The organism is Bradyrhizobium sp. USDA 372 (assembly GCF_053629095.1).
Map to the genome: position 1 here is coordinate 3,487,296 of NZ_JBRJHR010000001.1, position 16,609 is coordinate 3,503,904.

At 61.3% G+C, this 16,609-nt stretch carries 16 protein-coding genes, 1 tRNA gene and 1 pseudogene; 6 read left to right on the forward strand and 12 right to left on the reverse strand.

The annotated features are described in order from the left end of the window. The first annotated feature begins 110 nt into the window (after positions 1-110). Positions 111-293 carry a DUF3606 domain-containing protein gene (locus AB7M16_RS16605; RefSeq protein WP_085352473.1) on the forward strand — a complete coding sequence of 61 codons (183 nt, stop codon included), beginning with the start codon at positions 111-113 and terminating at the stop codon, positions 291-293. Between the two features lie 6 nt (positions 294-299). Here the strand turns inward: AB7M16_RS16605 and AB7M16_RS16610 are convergent, their stop codons facing one another. The 4 genes from AB7M16_RS16610 to AB7M16_RS16625 all read right to left on the reverse strand — a co-directional run bounded on the left by AB7M16_RS16610 (position 300) and on the right by AB7M16_RS16625 (position 4,806). Further along, positions 300-1,196: a 3'-5' exonuclease gene (locus AB7M16_RS16610; RefSeq protein WP_453944534.1), complete on the reverse strand. Its 897-nt coding sequence runs from the start codon at positions 1,194-1,196 to the stop codon at positions 300-302. 148 nt (positions 1,197-1,344) lie between these two features. Further along, positions 1,345-1,842 (reverse strand): hypothetical protein, encoded by a 498-nt coding sequence (locus tag AB7M16_RS16615; protein WP_453944535.1) that lies wholly within the window; start codon positions 1,840-1,842, stop codon positions 1,345-1,347. Further along, on the reverse strand, positions 1,839-3,662 hold the full coding sequence (gene ligD / locus AB7M16_RS16620) for a DNA ligase D (protein WP_453944536.1): 1,824 nt from the start codon (positions 3,660-3,662) through the stop codon (positions 1,839-1,841). Before ligD ends, AB7M16_RS16615 begins: the two co-directional genes overlap by 4 nt. Positions 3,663-3,915: 253 nt before the next feature. Beyond that, the gene (locus tag AB7M16_RS16625; RefSeq protein ID WP_453944537.1) at positions 3,916-4,806 is read right to left on the reverse strand and encodes a sensor histidine kinase; all 891 of its coding nucleotides are present in this window, start codon (positions 4,804-4,806) and stop codon (positions 3,916-3,918) included. Positions 4,807-5,643: 837 nt separating this feature from the next. Here AB7M16_RS16625 and AB7M16_RS16630 point away from each other — a divergent pair. The 5 genes and pseudogenes from AB7M16_RS16630 to AB7M16_RS16650 form a co-directional block, all read left to right on the forward strand. After that, complete coding sequence (locus AB7M16_RS16630) at positions 5,644-5,871, forward strand: hypothetical protein (protein ID WP_453944538.1); 228 nt, start codon at positions 5,644-5,646, stop codon at positions 5,869-5,871. Positions 5,872-5,904: 33 nt separating this feature from the next. Then, positions 5,905-6,150, forward strand: a complete 246-nt coding sequence (locus AB7M16_RS16635) for a hypothetical protein (RefSeq protein WP_453944539.1) — start codon at positions 5,905-5,907, stop codon at positions 6,148-6,150. A gap of 57 nt (positions 6,151-6,207) precedes the next feature. After that, positions 6,208-6,369 (forward strand): hypothetical protein, encoded by a 162-nt coding sequence (locus tag AB7M16_RS16640; RefSeq protein WP_453944540.1) that lies wholly within the window; start codon positions 6,208-6,210, stop codon positions 6,367-6,369. A gap of 438 nt (positions 6,370-6,807) precedes the next feature. Continuing rightward, complete coding sequence (locus tag AB7M16_RS16645) at positions 6,808-6,978, forward strand: hypothetical protein (RefSeq protein WP_453944541.1); 171 nt, start codon at positions 6,808-6,810, stop codon at positions 6,976-6,978. A 339-nt stretch (positions 6,979-7,317) separates the two neighbouring features. Then, positions 7,318-7,455 (forward strand): annotated as a pseudogene (locus tag AB7M16_RS16650) (Ku protein); the annotation flags it as partial. A 180-nt stretch (positions 7,456-7,635) separates the two neighbouring features. Here the strand turns inward: AB7M16_RS16650 and AB7M16_RS16655 are convergent. From AB7M16_RS16655 to AB7M16_RS16690, 8 genes are all read right to left on the reverse strand, one after another. Beyond that, positions 7,636-8,799 (reverse strand): DUF6602 domain-containing protein, encoded by a 1,164-nt coding sequence (locus AB7M16_RS16655; RefSeq protein WP_453944542.1) that lies wholly within the window; start codon positions 8,797-8,799, stop codon positions 7,636-7,638. A 403-nt stretch (positions 8,800-9,202) separates the two neighbouring features. Continuing rightward, complete coding sequence (locus AB7M16_RS16660; RefSeq protein WP_453944543.1) at positions 9,203-10,324, reverse strand: hypothetical protein; 1,122 nt, start codon at positions 10,322-10,324, stop codon at positions 9,203-9,205. Positions 10,325-10,483: 159 nt separating this feature from the next. After that, entirely contained in the window at positions 10,484-11,344 is an 861-nt protein-coding gene (locus tag AB7M16_RS16665; protein WP_453944544.1) for a hypothetical protein, read from the reverse strand. 1,031 nt (positions 11,345-12,375) lie between these two features. Further along, positions 12,376-12,443: transfer RNA gene (locus AB7M16_RS16670), tRNA-Ser, on the reverse strand. Between the two features lie 96 nt (positions 12,444-12,539). Beyond that, positions 12,540-13,241: an SDR family NAD(P)-dependent oxidoreductase gene (locus tag AB7M16_RS16675; protein WP_453944545.1), complete on the reverse strand. Its 702-nt coding sequence runs from the start codon at positions 13,239-13,241 to the stop codon at positions 12,540-12,542. 30 nt (positions 13,242-13,271) lie between these two features. Next, a complete protein-coding gene (locus AB7M16_RS16680) occupies positions 13,272-13,952 on the reverse strand; it encodes a glutathione S-transferase (protein WP_453944546.1) in 681 nt (226 codons plus the stop codon). A 199-nt stretch (positions 13,953-14,151) separates the two neighbouring features. Then, positions 14,152-15,351 (reverse strand): ABC transporter substrate-binding protein, encoded by a 1,200-nt coding sequence (locus tag AB7M16_RS16685; protein WP_453944547.1) that lies wholly within the window; start codon positions 15,349-15,351, stop codon positions 14,152-14,154. A 71-nt stretch (positions 15,352-15,422) separates the two neighbouring features. Then, complete coding sequence (locus tag AB7M16_RS16690) at positions 15,423-16,583, reverse strand: iron-containing alcohol dehydrogenase (RefSeq protein WP_453944548.1); 1,161 nt, start codon at positions 16,581-16,583, stop codon at positions 15,423-15,425. Positions 16,584-16,609: the final 26 nt, after the last annotated feature.

The following is a 16,609-nucleotide window of genomic DNA, read 5'->3' on the forward strand; positions in this document are numbered from 1 at the left end:
GGCACTCGCCGCAACATCCCGGCCGTCAGCCGGCAGGTAAGAAACGGTGCGGAACCTGCGAATCCTGGCGGCGTTGCACCCTCATTAATCATTCGCGATAGGAGTAGCCGATGGCTGCGAAGAAGAAGACCGCGCGAGGGCGCAAACAGGACCGAGCGCGGGTAGCCAAGGGACAGGACTATGAAGTCCGCTACGAAGCGAAGAAGACCGGCCGCTCGGCATCGGCGGTGAAGAAAGCCGTCAAGAAGGTCGGGAATTCCCGCAAGCGCGTCGAGAAGCGCCTCGGCCGCTAGATTCCATCAAATCCTGCCGGAAAACCGCGTGAAGGCGGTCAGCCTCTGCACGGTTGGCTCGACGTCCTGCATGTAGATCTGGGTACGAAGGAAGGCGATCTCGTCGTCGAGAGCGGCCTCGTGGACGTCTATGAACCAGGACTTGGGGCGCCCGTCGCTCCCGTCGTTCCAGCGATAGCCTCGCCGCTTCAGCGAGTCCTTGAGCTCGAACGCGGTCTGCTCCGCCCACACCCGCATCGTCGGTTTGCGGGCGGTCTCCAGCAGGAGCGACAGCGCCGGCGAGCCGGCCGTCGGCAATTCGAAGGCGAGAACCTCCAGCAGGGCGTGGCAGTCGTCGACCGCCCGGTGCGCTTGGTGAAAGTAGCCGGCGCCGTTGAGCAAATAGCCGAGCTGCGAGCCCGCGAAGCCGTGTTTGCGCCAGTCGATTTCGCTCATGCTGCAGGCCCAGGCCCTGTGCTCGAACACGGGCCAGTAGCGCTCGACGAACTTCCTGTCGAAAGCGCTGTTATGGGCGATCATTATGACCGCGTCTTCGGCGAAGGCCGCGACGGCGGCATCGTCGAATTTGTGACCGGCAACCATGTCTTCGGTTATGCCCGTGAGTGCCGTCACTTCCGCGGAAATCGGCGCACTAGGCTCATTGAAGGCGGAGAAGGTGTCTCGGACACCGATGATCCGCCCGTCCGCAGCGTAGTCGAATTTAACCATCCCGAGCTCGATGATCTCGTCCTTGGCGTGGTCGAGGCCCGTCGTCTCGGTGTCCAGAAGGATGCCCGTCCTACAATCCTGCCCGACGGTTGGCTGGTACGCGGGCCGCGGCACCAGGCGCCGCAGCACCCGGTAGTCCGCCGACCGGCTCAAGGCCTCCGCCATCGCGGCCAGATTCGTCGTGTCCTGAGGCATGGATATGGCTTGGCACGATATCTCGTCAGGAGGTACTTGAAAAACAAGTGATTCACGGGCTTTTCGGCTGGCATCGGCCCATTAGAGCCCTGCTGCGGGCTGCCGCTTCGCCCCGGACCAACCGATGCCCGCGCGCTTTGTGCTCAGTTTAATCGTCGACCGGATATGACCAGGCCCTACCGTTGGGAGCGTTCTGCTCGAGCCAATTGTCGGCGGCCTGCTTGGAGGCGAAGAGCTTGGCCCAGGAGGCGTCGCCGATCGCTCGGGAGTTCTCATCGGCTAGATGGATCCAAACGGAAGTTTGCCGCTGCCCGCCTTCGACCTCGTATTCCCAGGCAACGCCCTCCGGATCGTGCTTGTCGAACCATCGGTCGGCCGCCTCTGCCGACGCGAACACCTTTACCCATTCCGGATCGCCGACGTTCCGCTGTTTTCCATGCTCGTAGTCGTTGAGATAAAGCCAGGCCGTCCTTCCGGTCCGAGTCAGCTCGGCCCGATGTTCGACGGCGGCGTTGACCTTCTGCCGGTCGACACGATCCTCTCGAGGAAGAGAGGCGAGAGTGGCGTGGATCTCGGACGGGAGCCCTGGTCTTTCGCCGGGCTTTTTTTTGGTCCATTCGATCCAACGCTCGAAGGCGTCCGTCATGAGGGCTTCCTCTGCTTCACCCGAAATGGGCTGTCCATCGTGAATGCGTCCGGCCCGACGCCATTCTCGATGCGCGCCCAGGTGACGGGCGCAGCGATCGGAAAGGATGGGCGCGCTCGCGGCGAATAGGTGCCGATGGCGGTCGTACCGCGCCCGTTGCGCAGGTAATCGAGGAAGATCCGGCCGCTGCGCCTCGCCTGCGCCGAAAGAAGGTAGCGCTCGGGCTGGCGCGCGGCAAAGTCGGAACAGAGGTGGCGTGCGATGCGATGCGCTTGATCGTGCAGCATCGGCTCATCGAGCGGAGCCACCAGATGGATACCCTTGCCCCCGGTCAGCTTAGGCCAGGCTTCCAGTCCTTCGCGCCTCATGAAGCCCCGGAGTTCGAGCGCGGTGTCAGCGACCTGCTCCCAATCAACGCCGTCGCCGGGATCGAGGTCGATGACGATGCGGTCGGCGCGCTCGATATCCTCGATCGTCGAATTCCAGGGGTGCAGCTCGACGGCTCCGATCTGCACCAGGCCAAGGAAGCCATCCAGGCTGTCGATCCACAGGCGCGTGCCTTGGCCTCCCTCGCGCTTCTGGATGCGAAGCTGGTGGACGGCTGCCGGAATATCCTTCGGAAGCGGTCCCTTATGGTAGAAAGTGGTGCCGTGAACGTGCCGCACCATCTTGAGCGGCCGGTGGCCCAGGTGCGGCAGCGCCTTCTTCCAGACTCGCTCCCAGTAGTCGGCAAGTTCCTCCTTGGAAGGCGCGACCGCGTCGGGAAGAAGCTGCAGGATGTTTTCCTTGGGAACGCCCAGCTTCGGCCGTCCGGGGGACGAGGGCACCAGACGCGGCGCCTTCACCTTACGCACCGCGAGGTCGTCCCGAAGTCCTTTGAACACGGCCTCTCGCAGCAGGCCATCGTCGGTCAACGCGCCATACTCCACCTCGGCATTCACGCTCGGTTCGACCCAGGCGGCCTTCGGCTTCTTGACCTTGACGTCCAGCGGCGATGTGCGGCGGATCAGCGGATCCAGCCGCTCGCGCAGTTCGCGCGCGGCTGCCTCCGTGTAGCCGGTGCGCACCTTGCCCGCGTAGAGCAGCTTGCCGTTCTCACGGCGGCCCACGTAAAGGGAGGCTATCTTGCGCGGGTGAGCTCCGAGCTTCTCGACGAACGCGACGATCGGAAACGTCTCGCTCTTCTTGCATTTGAGCTTGATCCAGGTCTCCTGCCGGCCCGAGCGGTAGGGCTGGCCGAGCCGTTTGGCGACCAGACCTTCGAGGCCGAGCTCGCAACCTTTCAAGAAGACCTTGTCTCCGTCGGCCTCGAGAGCCTCGACGTAGACGAAGGTCTCCGGCGCCGTCTTCAGAAGCTCGTGCAACAACTGCTTGCGATCCTCATACGCCGCCCCGCGTAGATCGTACCCGTCGAGGTGCAGGAGATCGAAGGCGTGATAGCGCACACGCTCGCTGCGTTTGCGCCCGAGCTCGCGCCGAAGCTGCTGGAAGTCGGGCAGGCCGCCCCGGCCGTAGACGACGGCCTCACCGTCGATGATCGCGCTCTTCGCCTTCAGCTCGCGAGCCGCGGCTGCGATCGAGGAAAACTGCTCGGTCCAATCGAGCCCCGTGCGCGAATAGACGGTAACATCGCCAGCTTCCAGATGCAGTTGCGCACGGTAGCCGTCGGCCTTGATTTCGTAGACCCAATCCTGACCACGTGGCGGTTTCTCGCGCAACGTGGGATCACACGGCTCGATATAACCTGGAATAGCAGCTTTGCGCGCGCCGGCAACGCGCGGTACTCCCGAACGAGACTGACGCAACGCCACGGCACACATGCGGACTCAACGCGCACCGCCGGAATCGTTCCGTCCTGCCGCCGCGGCCGGGGGTTGGCAGCGAGTCGCTGGGATCGGTGCAGCGGCTGCCCTACGGAGCGCCCTGCCCCTCAGATCGTGAGGCGTCGCCGACCTCCGGATCAGCCTGCTTGCCACGCGGGTCTCCGCCGCAGGTCAATGGCTGGGTCGTTCTCCACGGTCTATGACAACCGGTCTGCGGTCCCGGCCAGCTTCAATTTGATGCGCGCGGGAGTCAGGCGTCGAGTGCGAGGGAGACCTGCACCTCGCAGCCCTGCGGAAGAGGCCGTCTCACCACGGTGCCCTTCATCTGCGTCGCGAGAAGGCTGACGAGCCGGGTGCCTAGCCCGCTCTTGACTTCGGCCGGACAGCCCGCGCCGTCATCCTGCGTCACTAGGACGTGGCCGTTCCTGGCGCGAACGTCAACCTGCACTGCGCCGCTGCGCCCCTCCGGAAACGCATACTTGAAGCAGTTCGTCACGAGTTCGTTGACGATCAGCCCGATCGAGGCCGCCTGCGAGCTTCGCACCTCTATATGGTCGCAGCGAACGCCGATCGTGATGGCGCGGACGCCGCGATGGAAGTCGGCGAGGCTCCCGCACAGGGACTGGATGTACGGCGCGAGCGCGATGCGGCTGCTGTCGGCGGTATCGCGCAAGCGGTCGTGGACCTTCGCGACCACGTCCACCCGGCTCACCGCCGACGCGATCGCCATTTGTACGGCCGGATCGCTTTCGGAGCGGGCCTGCAGCCGGAGGATCGACATGATCGTGGCGAGATCGTTCCGGGTTCTGTGTGCGAGCTCCTGCAGCAGGACTTCCGAGTACAGTTTTGCTTCCGAAAGCTTCCTCAAGGTGTGGCGCAGCAGCTCGGTGACGGCGGAGATGCAGATGCCCGTCAGAACGAAGAGGACAAGCGGGATCGCAGCAGATGATGGGGGTCCCGGGACCAAGTAGACGGCGGCGAGCACGGTGCTTGCCGTCGTCGCCACGAGACCGCTGCCGCGATCGAACAGGACGGAGGATAGAAAGATGGCCGGAATGAACAGTAGAACGGGATAGGACCGAAGGTGATCATCCAGCATCACGCGGGCGATGAACGCGATGCCCACCAGGCCGAGCGTCAAGGTGTAGCGCACCCAGATCGGAAAGTCCGACCTGGCCGTCAACAGGCGGTGCAGAAAGGCTTCCATATCGGAGCAACGTGCCCTCGGGCCTCGATGTTCCGATCGACAACGTGCGCTCCCCACTGCCTACGCGTCTCAAGCCGCGTTGGCCGCGCGGCGCCGTTTCATCGGCTTGTCGGGGAGAACGCGTATCGGCTTGAACTCGGTTTCTACGTCGTCCACGCCATCGCAACGTGGACAGACGAAGCGATGCAATATCGTGCTTGCGGAGGATTGGCGAACCAGCGTCGACATTATCCATATCATCTCGACCCTGCAGTTCACGCAGGCGGGCGGCTCAAAGCCGGCGAGTGAGTCCTTCAGACGATCTACCACGCGACCGAGCCCCTTTCGGCCGCGATAGCACGGCCACGGCAGGCGTTTGTATCATTTGGTACAAAAGGGGGCTCGGTCGGCTCGAAGCTAACGGCTATTCAGTCCTGCGCGAGGCGCAGGGAACGGGGGATTCTTCTGGTCGTTGGCGGAGCTGTGGGGCGTACTGAGGAGCCGTCGCGATGTTGGAAACGAACGATCTGCTGGTGAAGTGTCCCCGATGCGGTGCGTGGCCGATGGCCGTGAGCGCGCAGAGAAGCATGGTTGCTCAGCCTGAGGTATCCTTCCGCTGCTCGCGCTGCGGCAGCGAGGAAGCCGGACGGCTCCGCCATGTTGCGGGGCCGTATCTCGCCGGTCGCAGGCGAGACGCTGCCTGACTGGACCGGCGCACAGTGGCGGCCCTCGGAACGCGCCTCGCTCGGCCGACTTGATGGATCAAAGGTCAACCCGGGAGTGGAGACGTTCATGAAACCCATCCTTGCCGCTGCGTGCCTGGTTGCACTGGCATCGATTTCACCGGCGAACGCAATGGGCTGCATCAAGGGCGCTATCGTCGGCGGCGTTGCGGGCCATATGGCCGGGCACGGCAAGCTTGGTGCCGCCGCGGGCTGCGTGATCGGGCATCATGAAGCCAACAAGCAGCAGAAGAACCCGAACGACTCGAATGCCCAGGTGCCCGCCGGGCGGAAATAGCGGCCGCGGGCCTTGGCCTCAGGGACGCCTCGAATGAAGATCCGCTCGCACTCCGAGAGCCACATCGTCGAGCTCGAGGACGGCTCGCGCTGGCAGATCTTTCCGGGCGATCTCGACCTGACGCTCGACTGGAAGCCAGAGACCGAACTGATGGTGGTGGAAGCCGAGGACGAGGTGGCCACGCACGAGCTGGTCGGGGGCAGCGGGAAGGTGCGCGTCAGGCCCGCCGGCGAGAGCTGGCCGGCAAGAGAAGTGAAGGACGCTCTGAAGGACGGCTGACGCACGCGGCAGCGGAGGAAGGCGCAACCCGCGCGGAAGAAGCGGGCTGGAAAGGCCATGGAAGACGAGAAGACCCGATTGCTCGATGAAGCCCGGAGGTGCCGGCGCCTGGCTGCCGCCATCACCGACCCGGAGGTCGTCGAGCGGCTCACGGCTCTCGCGGAAGAGTACGAGCGCAGCGGCGATGCCTCGCCGGACACGAAGGACGGGGAGGACTAAATCAAGCCTCTGATGATCCCGAGGAGAGCATCGTCGGCGGCATCGCCTGGGCGCCGGCGTCCGGCCGGAGGTCGATCCGCTGCTCTTCAGATCGTACCGCTGGGCCAAATCGAGCAGCCGCCGCCTGGTGAACGGATCCGCCTTGTCCGCCAGATCGCGCGCCCGCTGCGCGAAGCCTCTGTAGAACTCTTCACGACGCCACCCCGCAACATCACCGAGAGTGGGATTTCAATGTCGGACGGCGAAGAGGTCAAGAGGCGAGGAGATGGGTGAGAATTTTTCTCGGCTGTATTGCAGCAGGAGCCCGGACGTAGCGGGCTGCGGCCGGCAGCGGAAATCCGACGGCTGTGCTCAGGGCTCTGCCCGATTGCGCTAGGGTGGCAAGTTCGTCGGCGGCGCACCAATTTCTTTGCAGTTCCCAAACGCGGGGGAGGTGCGATGTCGACCGTCGCAAAACTGCTTGCGCGCAAGCAGGCGCTCATGGAGCAGCTGGAAAGTGATCCCGGACCCAACGAACGCGAGGAAATCGAACGGCTACTCGCTCAGCTCGAGACCGCGCTCAGCCTGCTCGCGCCAGGAGACGTCGCCGCCACGCCGAGCGAAGAATAGGATGGAACGCAAATCGGCCCCGGCAACCGTATTGCTGCCGAGGCCGATCGTGTTCAAACTGATCCGACGCTTTCGCCGTTCAACCCGCAGTCCCGGGCTTGGTTCCATCGAGCCTGCCGCGCGTCGCTCTCCGAGCCGAGTCGTCTCTGCCGTCGCAACAAATGGGACGGAGCCCGGAGTGCCTAGGAGTCCGGGTCTCCGCAACCGTAACGGCACCGGAGCGCGCGCTCATGCCGCTCGGTACGCTTTCAACTCTACGCCTGTCGATCGGGTTCGCTTTGAGCCAGCTCAACTTTGCGTGCCTGCACTTGAAGCGCTTTTCCGCAGCGCCTCACGCTCTCGGCAAAGAGCGAGAAAATCTCGTTCAACCAGCTCAACCGGCAGACCGGCCACCGCATCAAGTACCTAAAGGTCGATGCCGACACGGGTCATGAGGTGCCCAACGAGGACATCGTCAAGGGCTACCAGCTTGAGCGTTCACATATGGATTCGAAGACGGTTCGCCAGACTTCAACGCGATAATACTGGTTATCTGCTCAGACGCCGCGGCCGGGTCGTTCATCGTGCTCGACAGCCCCTTTTGCCTAAAAGCGCAGGACCTGAACCGCTCTGTTCTTGTAGTCAGATTGATGCTCGACACGCAAATGCTCGCAAGGCTCAGATAGCCCTGCGTTTAGACCGATGGAGATCTCTCAACTCCCCTAGTCGCCAGGCTTCGCCATCGCTCCATCGACGCAGCGCATCCGCTTCGGCATAGAGGTCTGCAATGCCTTCGGGCTGGTCGTCCTCAAGGAAGTACGGCCCCCACACACCGTCAAACACGGGTTCTACCGAATAGGTCAGCTCGGGGAATAGCGGCCAGCTAAGTGGAAGAGTGTCTGTAATCGCTGGTCCAGGTCCGCGCAGGTAGCTGCGAAGCACGTCGAACATCAATGCAACCTGAGGCGTTCTGCCGAGACTGCTTTCGACAACCCTCAGTGACGGGACAAGCCGCTTATTGTTGCTATGCATGACTCCTGACAGTACAAGCGTTGCTTTCTGTACACATACAGTGGTCACTATCTGCCGGAGTGTCGATAGCATTACCCCGTTGAAGCCTTCCGGACCATAAACCTCTTTCATGACACTCAGGATCTTCTTTGTACGAATCGTGCTCTTATAGGCAAACACCCCTCTGAAAATTGGTGGCGCATCGATATCCATCGACGGGTCCGCAGCATCCAGGTGATCGAGGGCTTCACGCAATACGGCTGCAGTTAGCGTGCTTTTTACTTCGAAGATGGCTTTGACTGCCTGACGGTCGATCACCACTAGATCCCCCGCACGAAATCTTGGAGCGTATTCAATTCTATCGTAGATGATGATATCAAACTGACTGTCGCACCCATATAAAAAACCGGTTGCGACGTGATAACGATCAGGTACCGCGTTCTGCAGCAGGGTCCTAAGCAGTTCCTCTCTAAATGATCCCACAGTGGGCCAATGCCGAACTAGCCCTTCTACACGAGCAGCACTGGTTTCCAACTCATCGGCAAAACCGGAGGAATATTGCGCCTCGCGTTCTCGAGCGTAATTTTCCTCGGACATTTTGATGATTAGCTTATCGCGTTTTCCTTTGGCGGCCACCTCGTAGCTGCCGATAGCAACACTCCACTTTATGCATCCCACGACCTCTTCCATCTGCTCCTGCGAGAAGTGTTTTTGTAACTCCGCGAGCATGTCGTCGAGGGAAACTGACTTGCCGTGCTTAGCAATGAAATTGCGGCTTATGTGACGCGTCTTTGACGCCAGCTCACGTTCTTCGCTGTTGGCGGTCTCCAATGATGCTAGACTAAACGGCGTTCTGTACACACGCGTGTTGCGCGGTAGAATAAACTCCTGCAGGGTTCGAGTTGAGTGGAGTCTCACCTCGTCGCTAGAATAGTCGGCGCAGCGTAACGGCTGTAATTCTTGCCAGTCGGCGTCGATCGGAAGACATCCGTCACCGGGTCTCAGCTCAGAGGCTAAAATCACAGTCATTTTTCACCAGCCAACAATGTGCGATACTCGCACCTCGCCGTATAGAATAGTCACAATCGTTTTAGATCAATAAGTTGCCTCGCATAATCTTCGTTATGTTAAATGGCGCCTCACAATCTCTAAACTCCAACATCGGCAGCCGCCGCCAACCAGCTGGGACTCCGCAAGCATGAACTCGCGGAGGCCCGTAGTTGGGTGTTTCGCTTCACTTGAAAGAAGAGGTCGCCTTGTCGACGCGCATGGCAAGCTCCTTAATGGTCGCGATCGTTGCCTCCGTCTGTTTGGCCTTCTCAAAAAGATCCTTGCCTTGGTCAACATAGCGACGAAAGCCGCCTACGCCGTTGATGCCCTCAATGTTGTTGACGCAGCGCGCGTAAGCTGAGTTATCGCCGTTGTGGAGATCTGTGCTGCTTTCGGTCGGGATGAGGGGCCAGCCGCGTGGATTGGGACGATCGCTGACTTCCTGCTGAGGATCCCACTTCAGTCCTGCGTCGAAACTGCCCGACTGGGTGGCGTACCAATTCACAAAGCGTGTGCGGCGCTCCGGTCGATCTGGTCTGTCCGGCGGGCCGAGTTCGCCGCCACGGGCGATCACTAATTCGGATCGGGTATAGTAGCCCAGCCAAACCGACCTGGGCTGGCCATCAACCATATTCTTGCAGTTGTTGGCATCGTTCGTGAGTCGGTTTCGAACGTCTGCGGCCGAGCCGGCGAGATTGGGATCGATGCACTGTGCGAACCAGGTCCCGATCTGGGTGTTGAATGCTTTCGCTTTGGCCGCGGATATCTTCAGAGCGGCCGCAATGGACAGGTAGGATATTGCGGCCGTGGCGACTGCAAAATATCCCGGATATCCATAACCTCTCAAGTTGAGTGCGTTCTGGAGTTGATCTTCGGCAATCTGCTCGATCTTGTGAAAATGAGGGGATGCCTTGCTGAGCTTGTTGATGTCGGAATCTGAAAGATCCGCTATTTCGATAGAAAAGCGGTCGATCTGTGTCTGCACGTCGATTGTGAGTCGCTTTCGAAAGGCATCGTCGAGTGCGACCGGAATATAGGCGCGCAGCGCCTCGATTTCCTTCAAAATGGTGTCGACGCTGCGGATGATTGAAGAGAGGTTTTCCAGAACGTCATCGGAAAGCTTCACTTTGGAAAAGGTGCGGATGATCGAGACCAGGCCTCCAACCGCATTCAGCAAGAGAATACCTGTGGTGACAGGGTCGACATAGATTTTCAGACCATCTTCGCTCTCGACGTAACTCTCGATCGACTTCAGATACTCGGCCGACAATGACTCCCACGACTGTTCTTCAATCTGGTCTGGCATTTTGTTTCTTCCCAAGCTGTTGTCTTTAAAAAGATTGGTTAGTAGAGGCAGACTTTTGCACGCGTCTAAATTGCGGATCAAGGATAGGCCGGGTCTGCTGAGCGCTGGTGGCCACGAAAGTCCGTCGGCCGCCGAGTGATGTCGTCCAGTGTTGCCGGACTACCGGAGGGATTCAGGGGATAGAATGACAGGCGATTTGCGTTGCAGCATTTGGTTAAGCTCCGGGTCCTGCAAAACACGCTGTCGAGGCGAGAGTTGCTGGGGCTGAACAGCTTGCGGTCTGCGTGCCGGAGGCCTCGGAGGTTTTGCGCCATCTTTAGTGTCGGTCTCCCCGGGGACGCGCAGAGTCTTGAATTCCCCTTCCCCGGTCTTCTTTTCATCCGGCGGGTTCTTAGGTTGAACCGGAGGCGGCGGCGCCGGTTGCTTTGGCCAATTGGTCACCACCACTCGCACGGGCTTCGTCGGCACCGGCGGCGGCGGCGGCGGCGTCAGTGCGATCGTGAAGCGGTTGGTCAAATCGTGTGATCCCCCGAACCCGGCGTCCGCCGTAACGGGATTGGTTACGGGCTCGAGCGTGTATCCAAATCGCGAGCTGGCACTCGCCACGATTTCAAATTGCTTGGTGAAGCTCACGCCGACCAGGTCTTCCTTGTCGATGGCCTTGATGCTCCCGATTAGCCAATACGCCAGGCCCATATGCGTGCCGGACGGATCATCTCCCTTGCAGTTCTCAGGATAGCGGCGCTTTGCCTTATGAAAGGAGTTGGCGAATTTGATGTGGTTGATTCTGGTGTCCGTATCGCTGATGCCGACCTTGGGGGTGGCTGAGAGGACTGCGAGGCCCGCGGGCGCACTCACCTTGACGTTTCCGTCCGCTCCGACCGAGCGGACCAACGTGAGATCAAGGTCCGTCGCCGCGACCCAGTTCATGATGTCGCGCTCGCGGATGTCGGGGTCGTCGCTAGTTGCTACCGCAGCCAGCTCGCACTCGATGGAATCCACAATCTTGCGGATCTCCACCTTGCCCTCCTCAGGCGAACTCGGAAATGCTGTGCAGCCCGCCAAGCCTATAAGGCCCAGACACCCCATCCACTTCATGCCCTCACCCCCGCGAGACTTAAAAGCCTAAAGACGGGCGGTTGTATCGTCAAGGCGGGATCGCCCTTCGATTGCACGCGCCGAATGAAGAGGCCCCCGAACCGGGGGACCTCTAAATTCGTGAAAGCAAAAGAAGAGCGGCTTGGACCCCTTGCCGGCGGCCAGGGTCCACCAAAGCAGCCTGGAGCGCCTTCAGGTCGCTGCCCGCCGCGCAGATCAGGCAATCTAGTCCATTGGCGATCCTCTCCACCTGCCATGCAGGCAGACCGGCTGCGGAGAGAGCGTCTAGGAACGCATTAAAGCTCGTTTCAAGTGCTCGGCCGGGGTCTGCACCGGAAACCTCGTCCGAACGGACTAATTGCCCGCTGGACGGGCGGTAGGGCCCGGCGTTTGCAGCACCACTTTTCCCGACACCGAAAGTCCAGGTGTCACTACCAAGTTGAATCCCTGTCGGTCTTCATGGCCCCAAGCGGCGCCAACCTTTGTCCACTGGGCCTTGTCGCCTTCGCCGTTGACGATGAACGCGTCGAAAGCGCGTTTAGGCATGGCTGTTGAGCGATCCCAGCAGTCTAATCGCGTCGGCAACAGCAGAACGGAGAGTTCGGGAAACCGCGGCGCGACTGCCTTGTTGGCCCCGGTGACACGTCAAGCAATGGGACATGGAATCTGCAGCTCGCCCTCAAGGTGCGGACTCCCTCGACGACGCTTTGCTGCTCGCGCGAGAAATCCGGCTCTATGGCGCGCAGCAGTAACAGGACGAAGGACGAACATGCCGCCAGTCTCGTGTTGCATCCGTGTTGCACGGAGCCGATGTCCTGCCGCGTAACCCCTTGTAATTCCACGAACCGGACGGAGCATACGGAATCGCCTCTTGGCGCTGGAATCAGCGACAGAACGAAGCGCGTACAATGAGGAAATGGCTTATTCTATTGGGCTTCTAGCGTAGGAAAAGCTGGCGATCCCGGCATGACTCGAACATGCGACCTACGGTTTAGGAAACCGATTAGCAGACTGGAACGCCAATGACTTAGCCGCTCCGTGTTGCAGATATGTTGCGCAGGACATTCGAGCTCACGAGGCACCTCACAACCTGCAGTCAGGCGGCGACACTCCTCGACTACCAACTTTCTCCGAACGGTCGGAGTTCAACATTGAACGACCAAGCGCTGTGGTCCTGGTGGGCGACATGCCAAATCTCGCTCGCGATCGCCTGCGGCTTGATGAAGAAATCATCCGGCCGCTCCGGCCACCGCTTTCGCGTCCATTCGAGGTCGATCACGGCATCGATCACGACATAGGCGACGTGGATTCCTTGCGGCCCCAGATCGCGGGCCATGGACTCCGCCAGGATCCGCTGCGCCGCTTTGGTCGGCGCGAAACCGGCAAAGCCAGCCTTGCCACGCAACGCCGAGGTATTGCCGGTGGCAATGATGGCGCCCGCACCGGCCGCGATCATCGCCGGGGTCAATCGCCGAGCCAGATACAACAGCCCCATCGTGTTGACCTGAAAATTGCGGTTGAGGATGGCCGGATCGATCTCCCGAAAGGTGCCGAACGCACCGCCGACGGCGTTGTGGATGACGACCGTGGGATGGCCGAGATCACGCTCCACGGCGGCTCCGATCGCTTCGACTTGGTCGGGATCGGAAACATCGCAGCGGAATCCTTTGGCGCCCGGCAGTTCCTTCTCCAGGGTGGCGAGACGTTCCTCGTTCCTGGCGAGCAAGGCGACGCGATAGCCGCTCTCGGCAAATCGCCTTGCGAGAGCGGAACCTGTGCCGGGGCCGACACCGGATATCAGGCAGACAGGCGCGGTCATGCGATCAGTCCTCCTCGCTCGGCCGGCTGCTCAGGCAGCGGCCTTCGACAACAGCTTTTCGACGTATGGCTTTAGATCAGGCCGGAAATGCACGTGCTCGACGAGACGGGAGAAATGAGCAAAAGTCAGCGGATAGTCATCTTGGACCGCCGGATAGAGGATCCTCTCCAGCCCAAGCTTGCGCAACTGATTGGCCCGCGCATGCTCGTTCATGAAAAGCGCAAGCTCCGCGGCGAAGCAGATGTCGGCCAGCGATAACCCCGTGCCCACCAGCGCCTCGCGCTGCTGCGATAGCGCCTGCTCGATGCCCGAAGCATAGATCGCAAACGCCTCCTGGGCTCGCGCATGGACGGCGGCATCGACCGTGCCGCTCGATAGTGCCAGGAGGTAAATCTGCGAATCCCTGGCGAAGACCAGGCTGACATCGAGAAAGCTGTCGATCCTCGACGCCTCATAGGCGTCACGCCCGTAGAGCGCGAACTTCGCCGCGCCGAGCCGTGCCACCGCCCGCATGATGCTGTTCGATTCGAATATCCCTGTTGTCCCGTCAGGCCCGAAAGCGGCGGGCACGTTGCCGAACGGCTGCGCTGCCATGAACGCATGGGTCTTGAAGAGTTGCGAACCGGTCAGCCCAACGCGACCGGTTCGCGCCAGCGAAGATAGCGAGGCGCGTTCATGCTCCGCCAAAGGATGGGCGTCATAGTCCCACAACCAGTCCCGGAGCTCCTTGGGCGGAGCTCCCCTGACCTCGACCTCCACACCGCAGAACCGCGCTGCGATGGTTGCCTTCCAGACCCGGGGGTTCGGCAAGTAGGAGAATATCCGCAAGTCGGCCATGATGGCGTCCTCCTGATCGTCTCCGCCCTCGCCGGTCCTCGCCTCGAGGCCGAGAAGTCACGCGGGGAATGGGTTACTCCGAGCTTGCGTCAAGAATCCCGCCGAACGGCTCCCACCGGCTTCCGGTCCATCGCTGAAGTTGCAGCTGCGTCCAGACCATGTTGTTGGCTTCGCTGGTGTTGATCCGAATGCCCGGCAGTGCCGTCGACAACGTGAAGTTCTTCAGCGACTTCGCCTGCTTGATGACGTTCTCGCGCGAGAGGTCGTCGCCGCATTGCTTGAGGATCTGCTCCAGCAGCATGCCCTGCTGATAGCCGGTCAGATAACTCGTATTGGTGATATCGGAGCCTGCCAGATACCGATCGAAGAAGGCGCGATAGGCCTTGATTGCCTCGTCGTCCTTCCAGCTCTCGTCGTTGGGATCCTTGTTGAAGGTGCCGACGATGACGCCCACGGAATTCTCGAGCCCTGCCGGTTTGATCGTTCCGGCGATCGACGACGACGGGAAATTGATCAGGATCGTGGGCTTCCACGCCGTCTCGGCCGCGCGGCGGATCGCCTGCGCGGCGAACTTGGGCGTGCCTGCGATGAACAGCGCCTGCGCACCCGAGCTCTTCAGCGCCACGACCTGCGAGTCGATCGTCGGCTCGGTGACTTCGTAGCTGGCGGTGACTACGCGCTTGTCGAACTCGGGGCCGAGAACGGCCTTGAACGCGTTGACATAGTCGCGGCCGAGATCGTCATTCTGGTAGAGAATGGCGTATTTCGCCGAGGGCAACGCGCGCGTCAGATATTTGGCGTAGATCTTTCCTTCGGTGTCATAGCTGACGAGGCCGGTGGTGGTCAGCGGATAGTCCTTGACGCTGGTGAACTTGCTTGCGCCTGTGACGATTGCGATCGTCGGCACGCGCTTGGCAGCAAGATATTTTGCCACGGCAGTGTTGCCTGCGGTACCGAGCTGGCTGAACATGAACGCGACATCGTCGCCTTCGACGAGTTTCCGTGCATGCTCCACCGACTTCGGTGGGCTGTAGGCGTCATCCAGCATCAGATAGTCGATCTTGCGTCCATTGATGCCGCCGCGATCGTTGACCGACCGCATATACGCCAGCACGCCATGCCCGACCTGGCCGATCGAAGAAGCAGGCCCGCTGAGCGGAAAGATGCCGCCGATCTTGATGCTTGTCGCGGTGACACCGACCGGATCGGCTGCCCAGCAGGGCGCGGATGTCGCAATCAGGAGTGCACAAACGAGTCGGATGCCTCTAAACATCGCGTATTCCTCCAAGGTTGCTTTTTGAGCGCGGCCTTCCGTCCGGTCGGCCATGAAAACTTGGCGCTACTTCAGGCGGCCAATTTGAGAATCTTGACGACGTCGCCGGGCTCACGGATCGGTTGCGGATTGGCCCGCGTGAAGATCGATAGCATGGCGTTCTTGCCGATCAGCTCGAAGCGGTCCTCAGCCACGCCGACGTCGGCGAGCCGCCGCGGCAGGCCGAGCTCCGCGATGAAGGCTGCGAAGGCCTCGCCGGCATCACGGCCGGGCGCGCCGAGCGCGGCGGCGACGGATCGCTGAGCCACCTGCGTGGCCGGCAGATTGTAGCGCAGCACGCTCGGCATCATCACGGCCGTGCAGAAATAATGCGGCACGTCGCAGGTCCCACCGAGGACATGGCCGATGGCATGACTGGCACCCATCGGAACGCGCGACTGCAATCCAAAGGCTGACATCCAGGACCCCAACTGGCAGCTCAGCCGCGCCGCCTCGTCGTTCGGATTGTCCCTGGTGCGCCGGAGCCCGTCGTGCAGATAGCGCAAGCCCTGCTGGCACACGGCGTCGACGAGCACATTGGGACGGCTGGAGCAGATCGCCTCGATGCCGTGATCCATCGCACGCGTGCCGGATCCCAACCACAGTTTCTCGGGAGTGTATTTCGTGATCGCCGGATCGAGGATGATGCTTCGCGGCATCATCATCGGATGATTGAATATCTGCTTAAGCTTGCGGCTGGTATCGGTGACCAGCGCACCCGAATTGTATTCGCCGCCCGAGAGCGTGCTCGGAATCGCGATCATCCGCACCTTCGGGGTTCGGAACGGCCCGAAGCGGCGGTCCGGCGTGGTCTCGAAGCCATCGAGCCCCATTGGCTCAAAGATCTCGTGCTCCATGCACATCAGCACGATTTTTGCCGCGTCGACCACCGAACCGCCGCCGATCGCGACGACGAGATCGGCCTGGGCGTCCTTGGCCTGCCGGGCAATCTGCGTGACCACGTCCCGCGTCGTGTGCTGCGGCACCCCATCAAAGGTCGCGGCATGGCGTGCGCCGAGCGCCGACCGAATCTTCTCGATCTCGTCGGTCGTGGTGTTGAGGGTGCGGCTTGCGATCAGATAGGCGCGCTTGGCGCCCAGGCGCTCGGCCTCCTCCCGCAGCGCCTCCGGCGCAGGCTTGCCGTAGATCACGGATTCCATGCTGGGATATTGATGGCTACCGACGACAGGCATGCTCTTTCTCCCTTGTGTACTTTTCT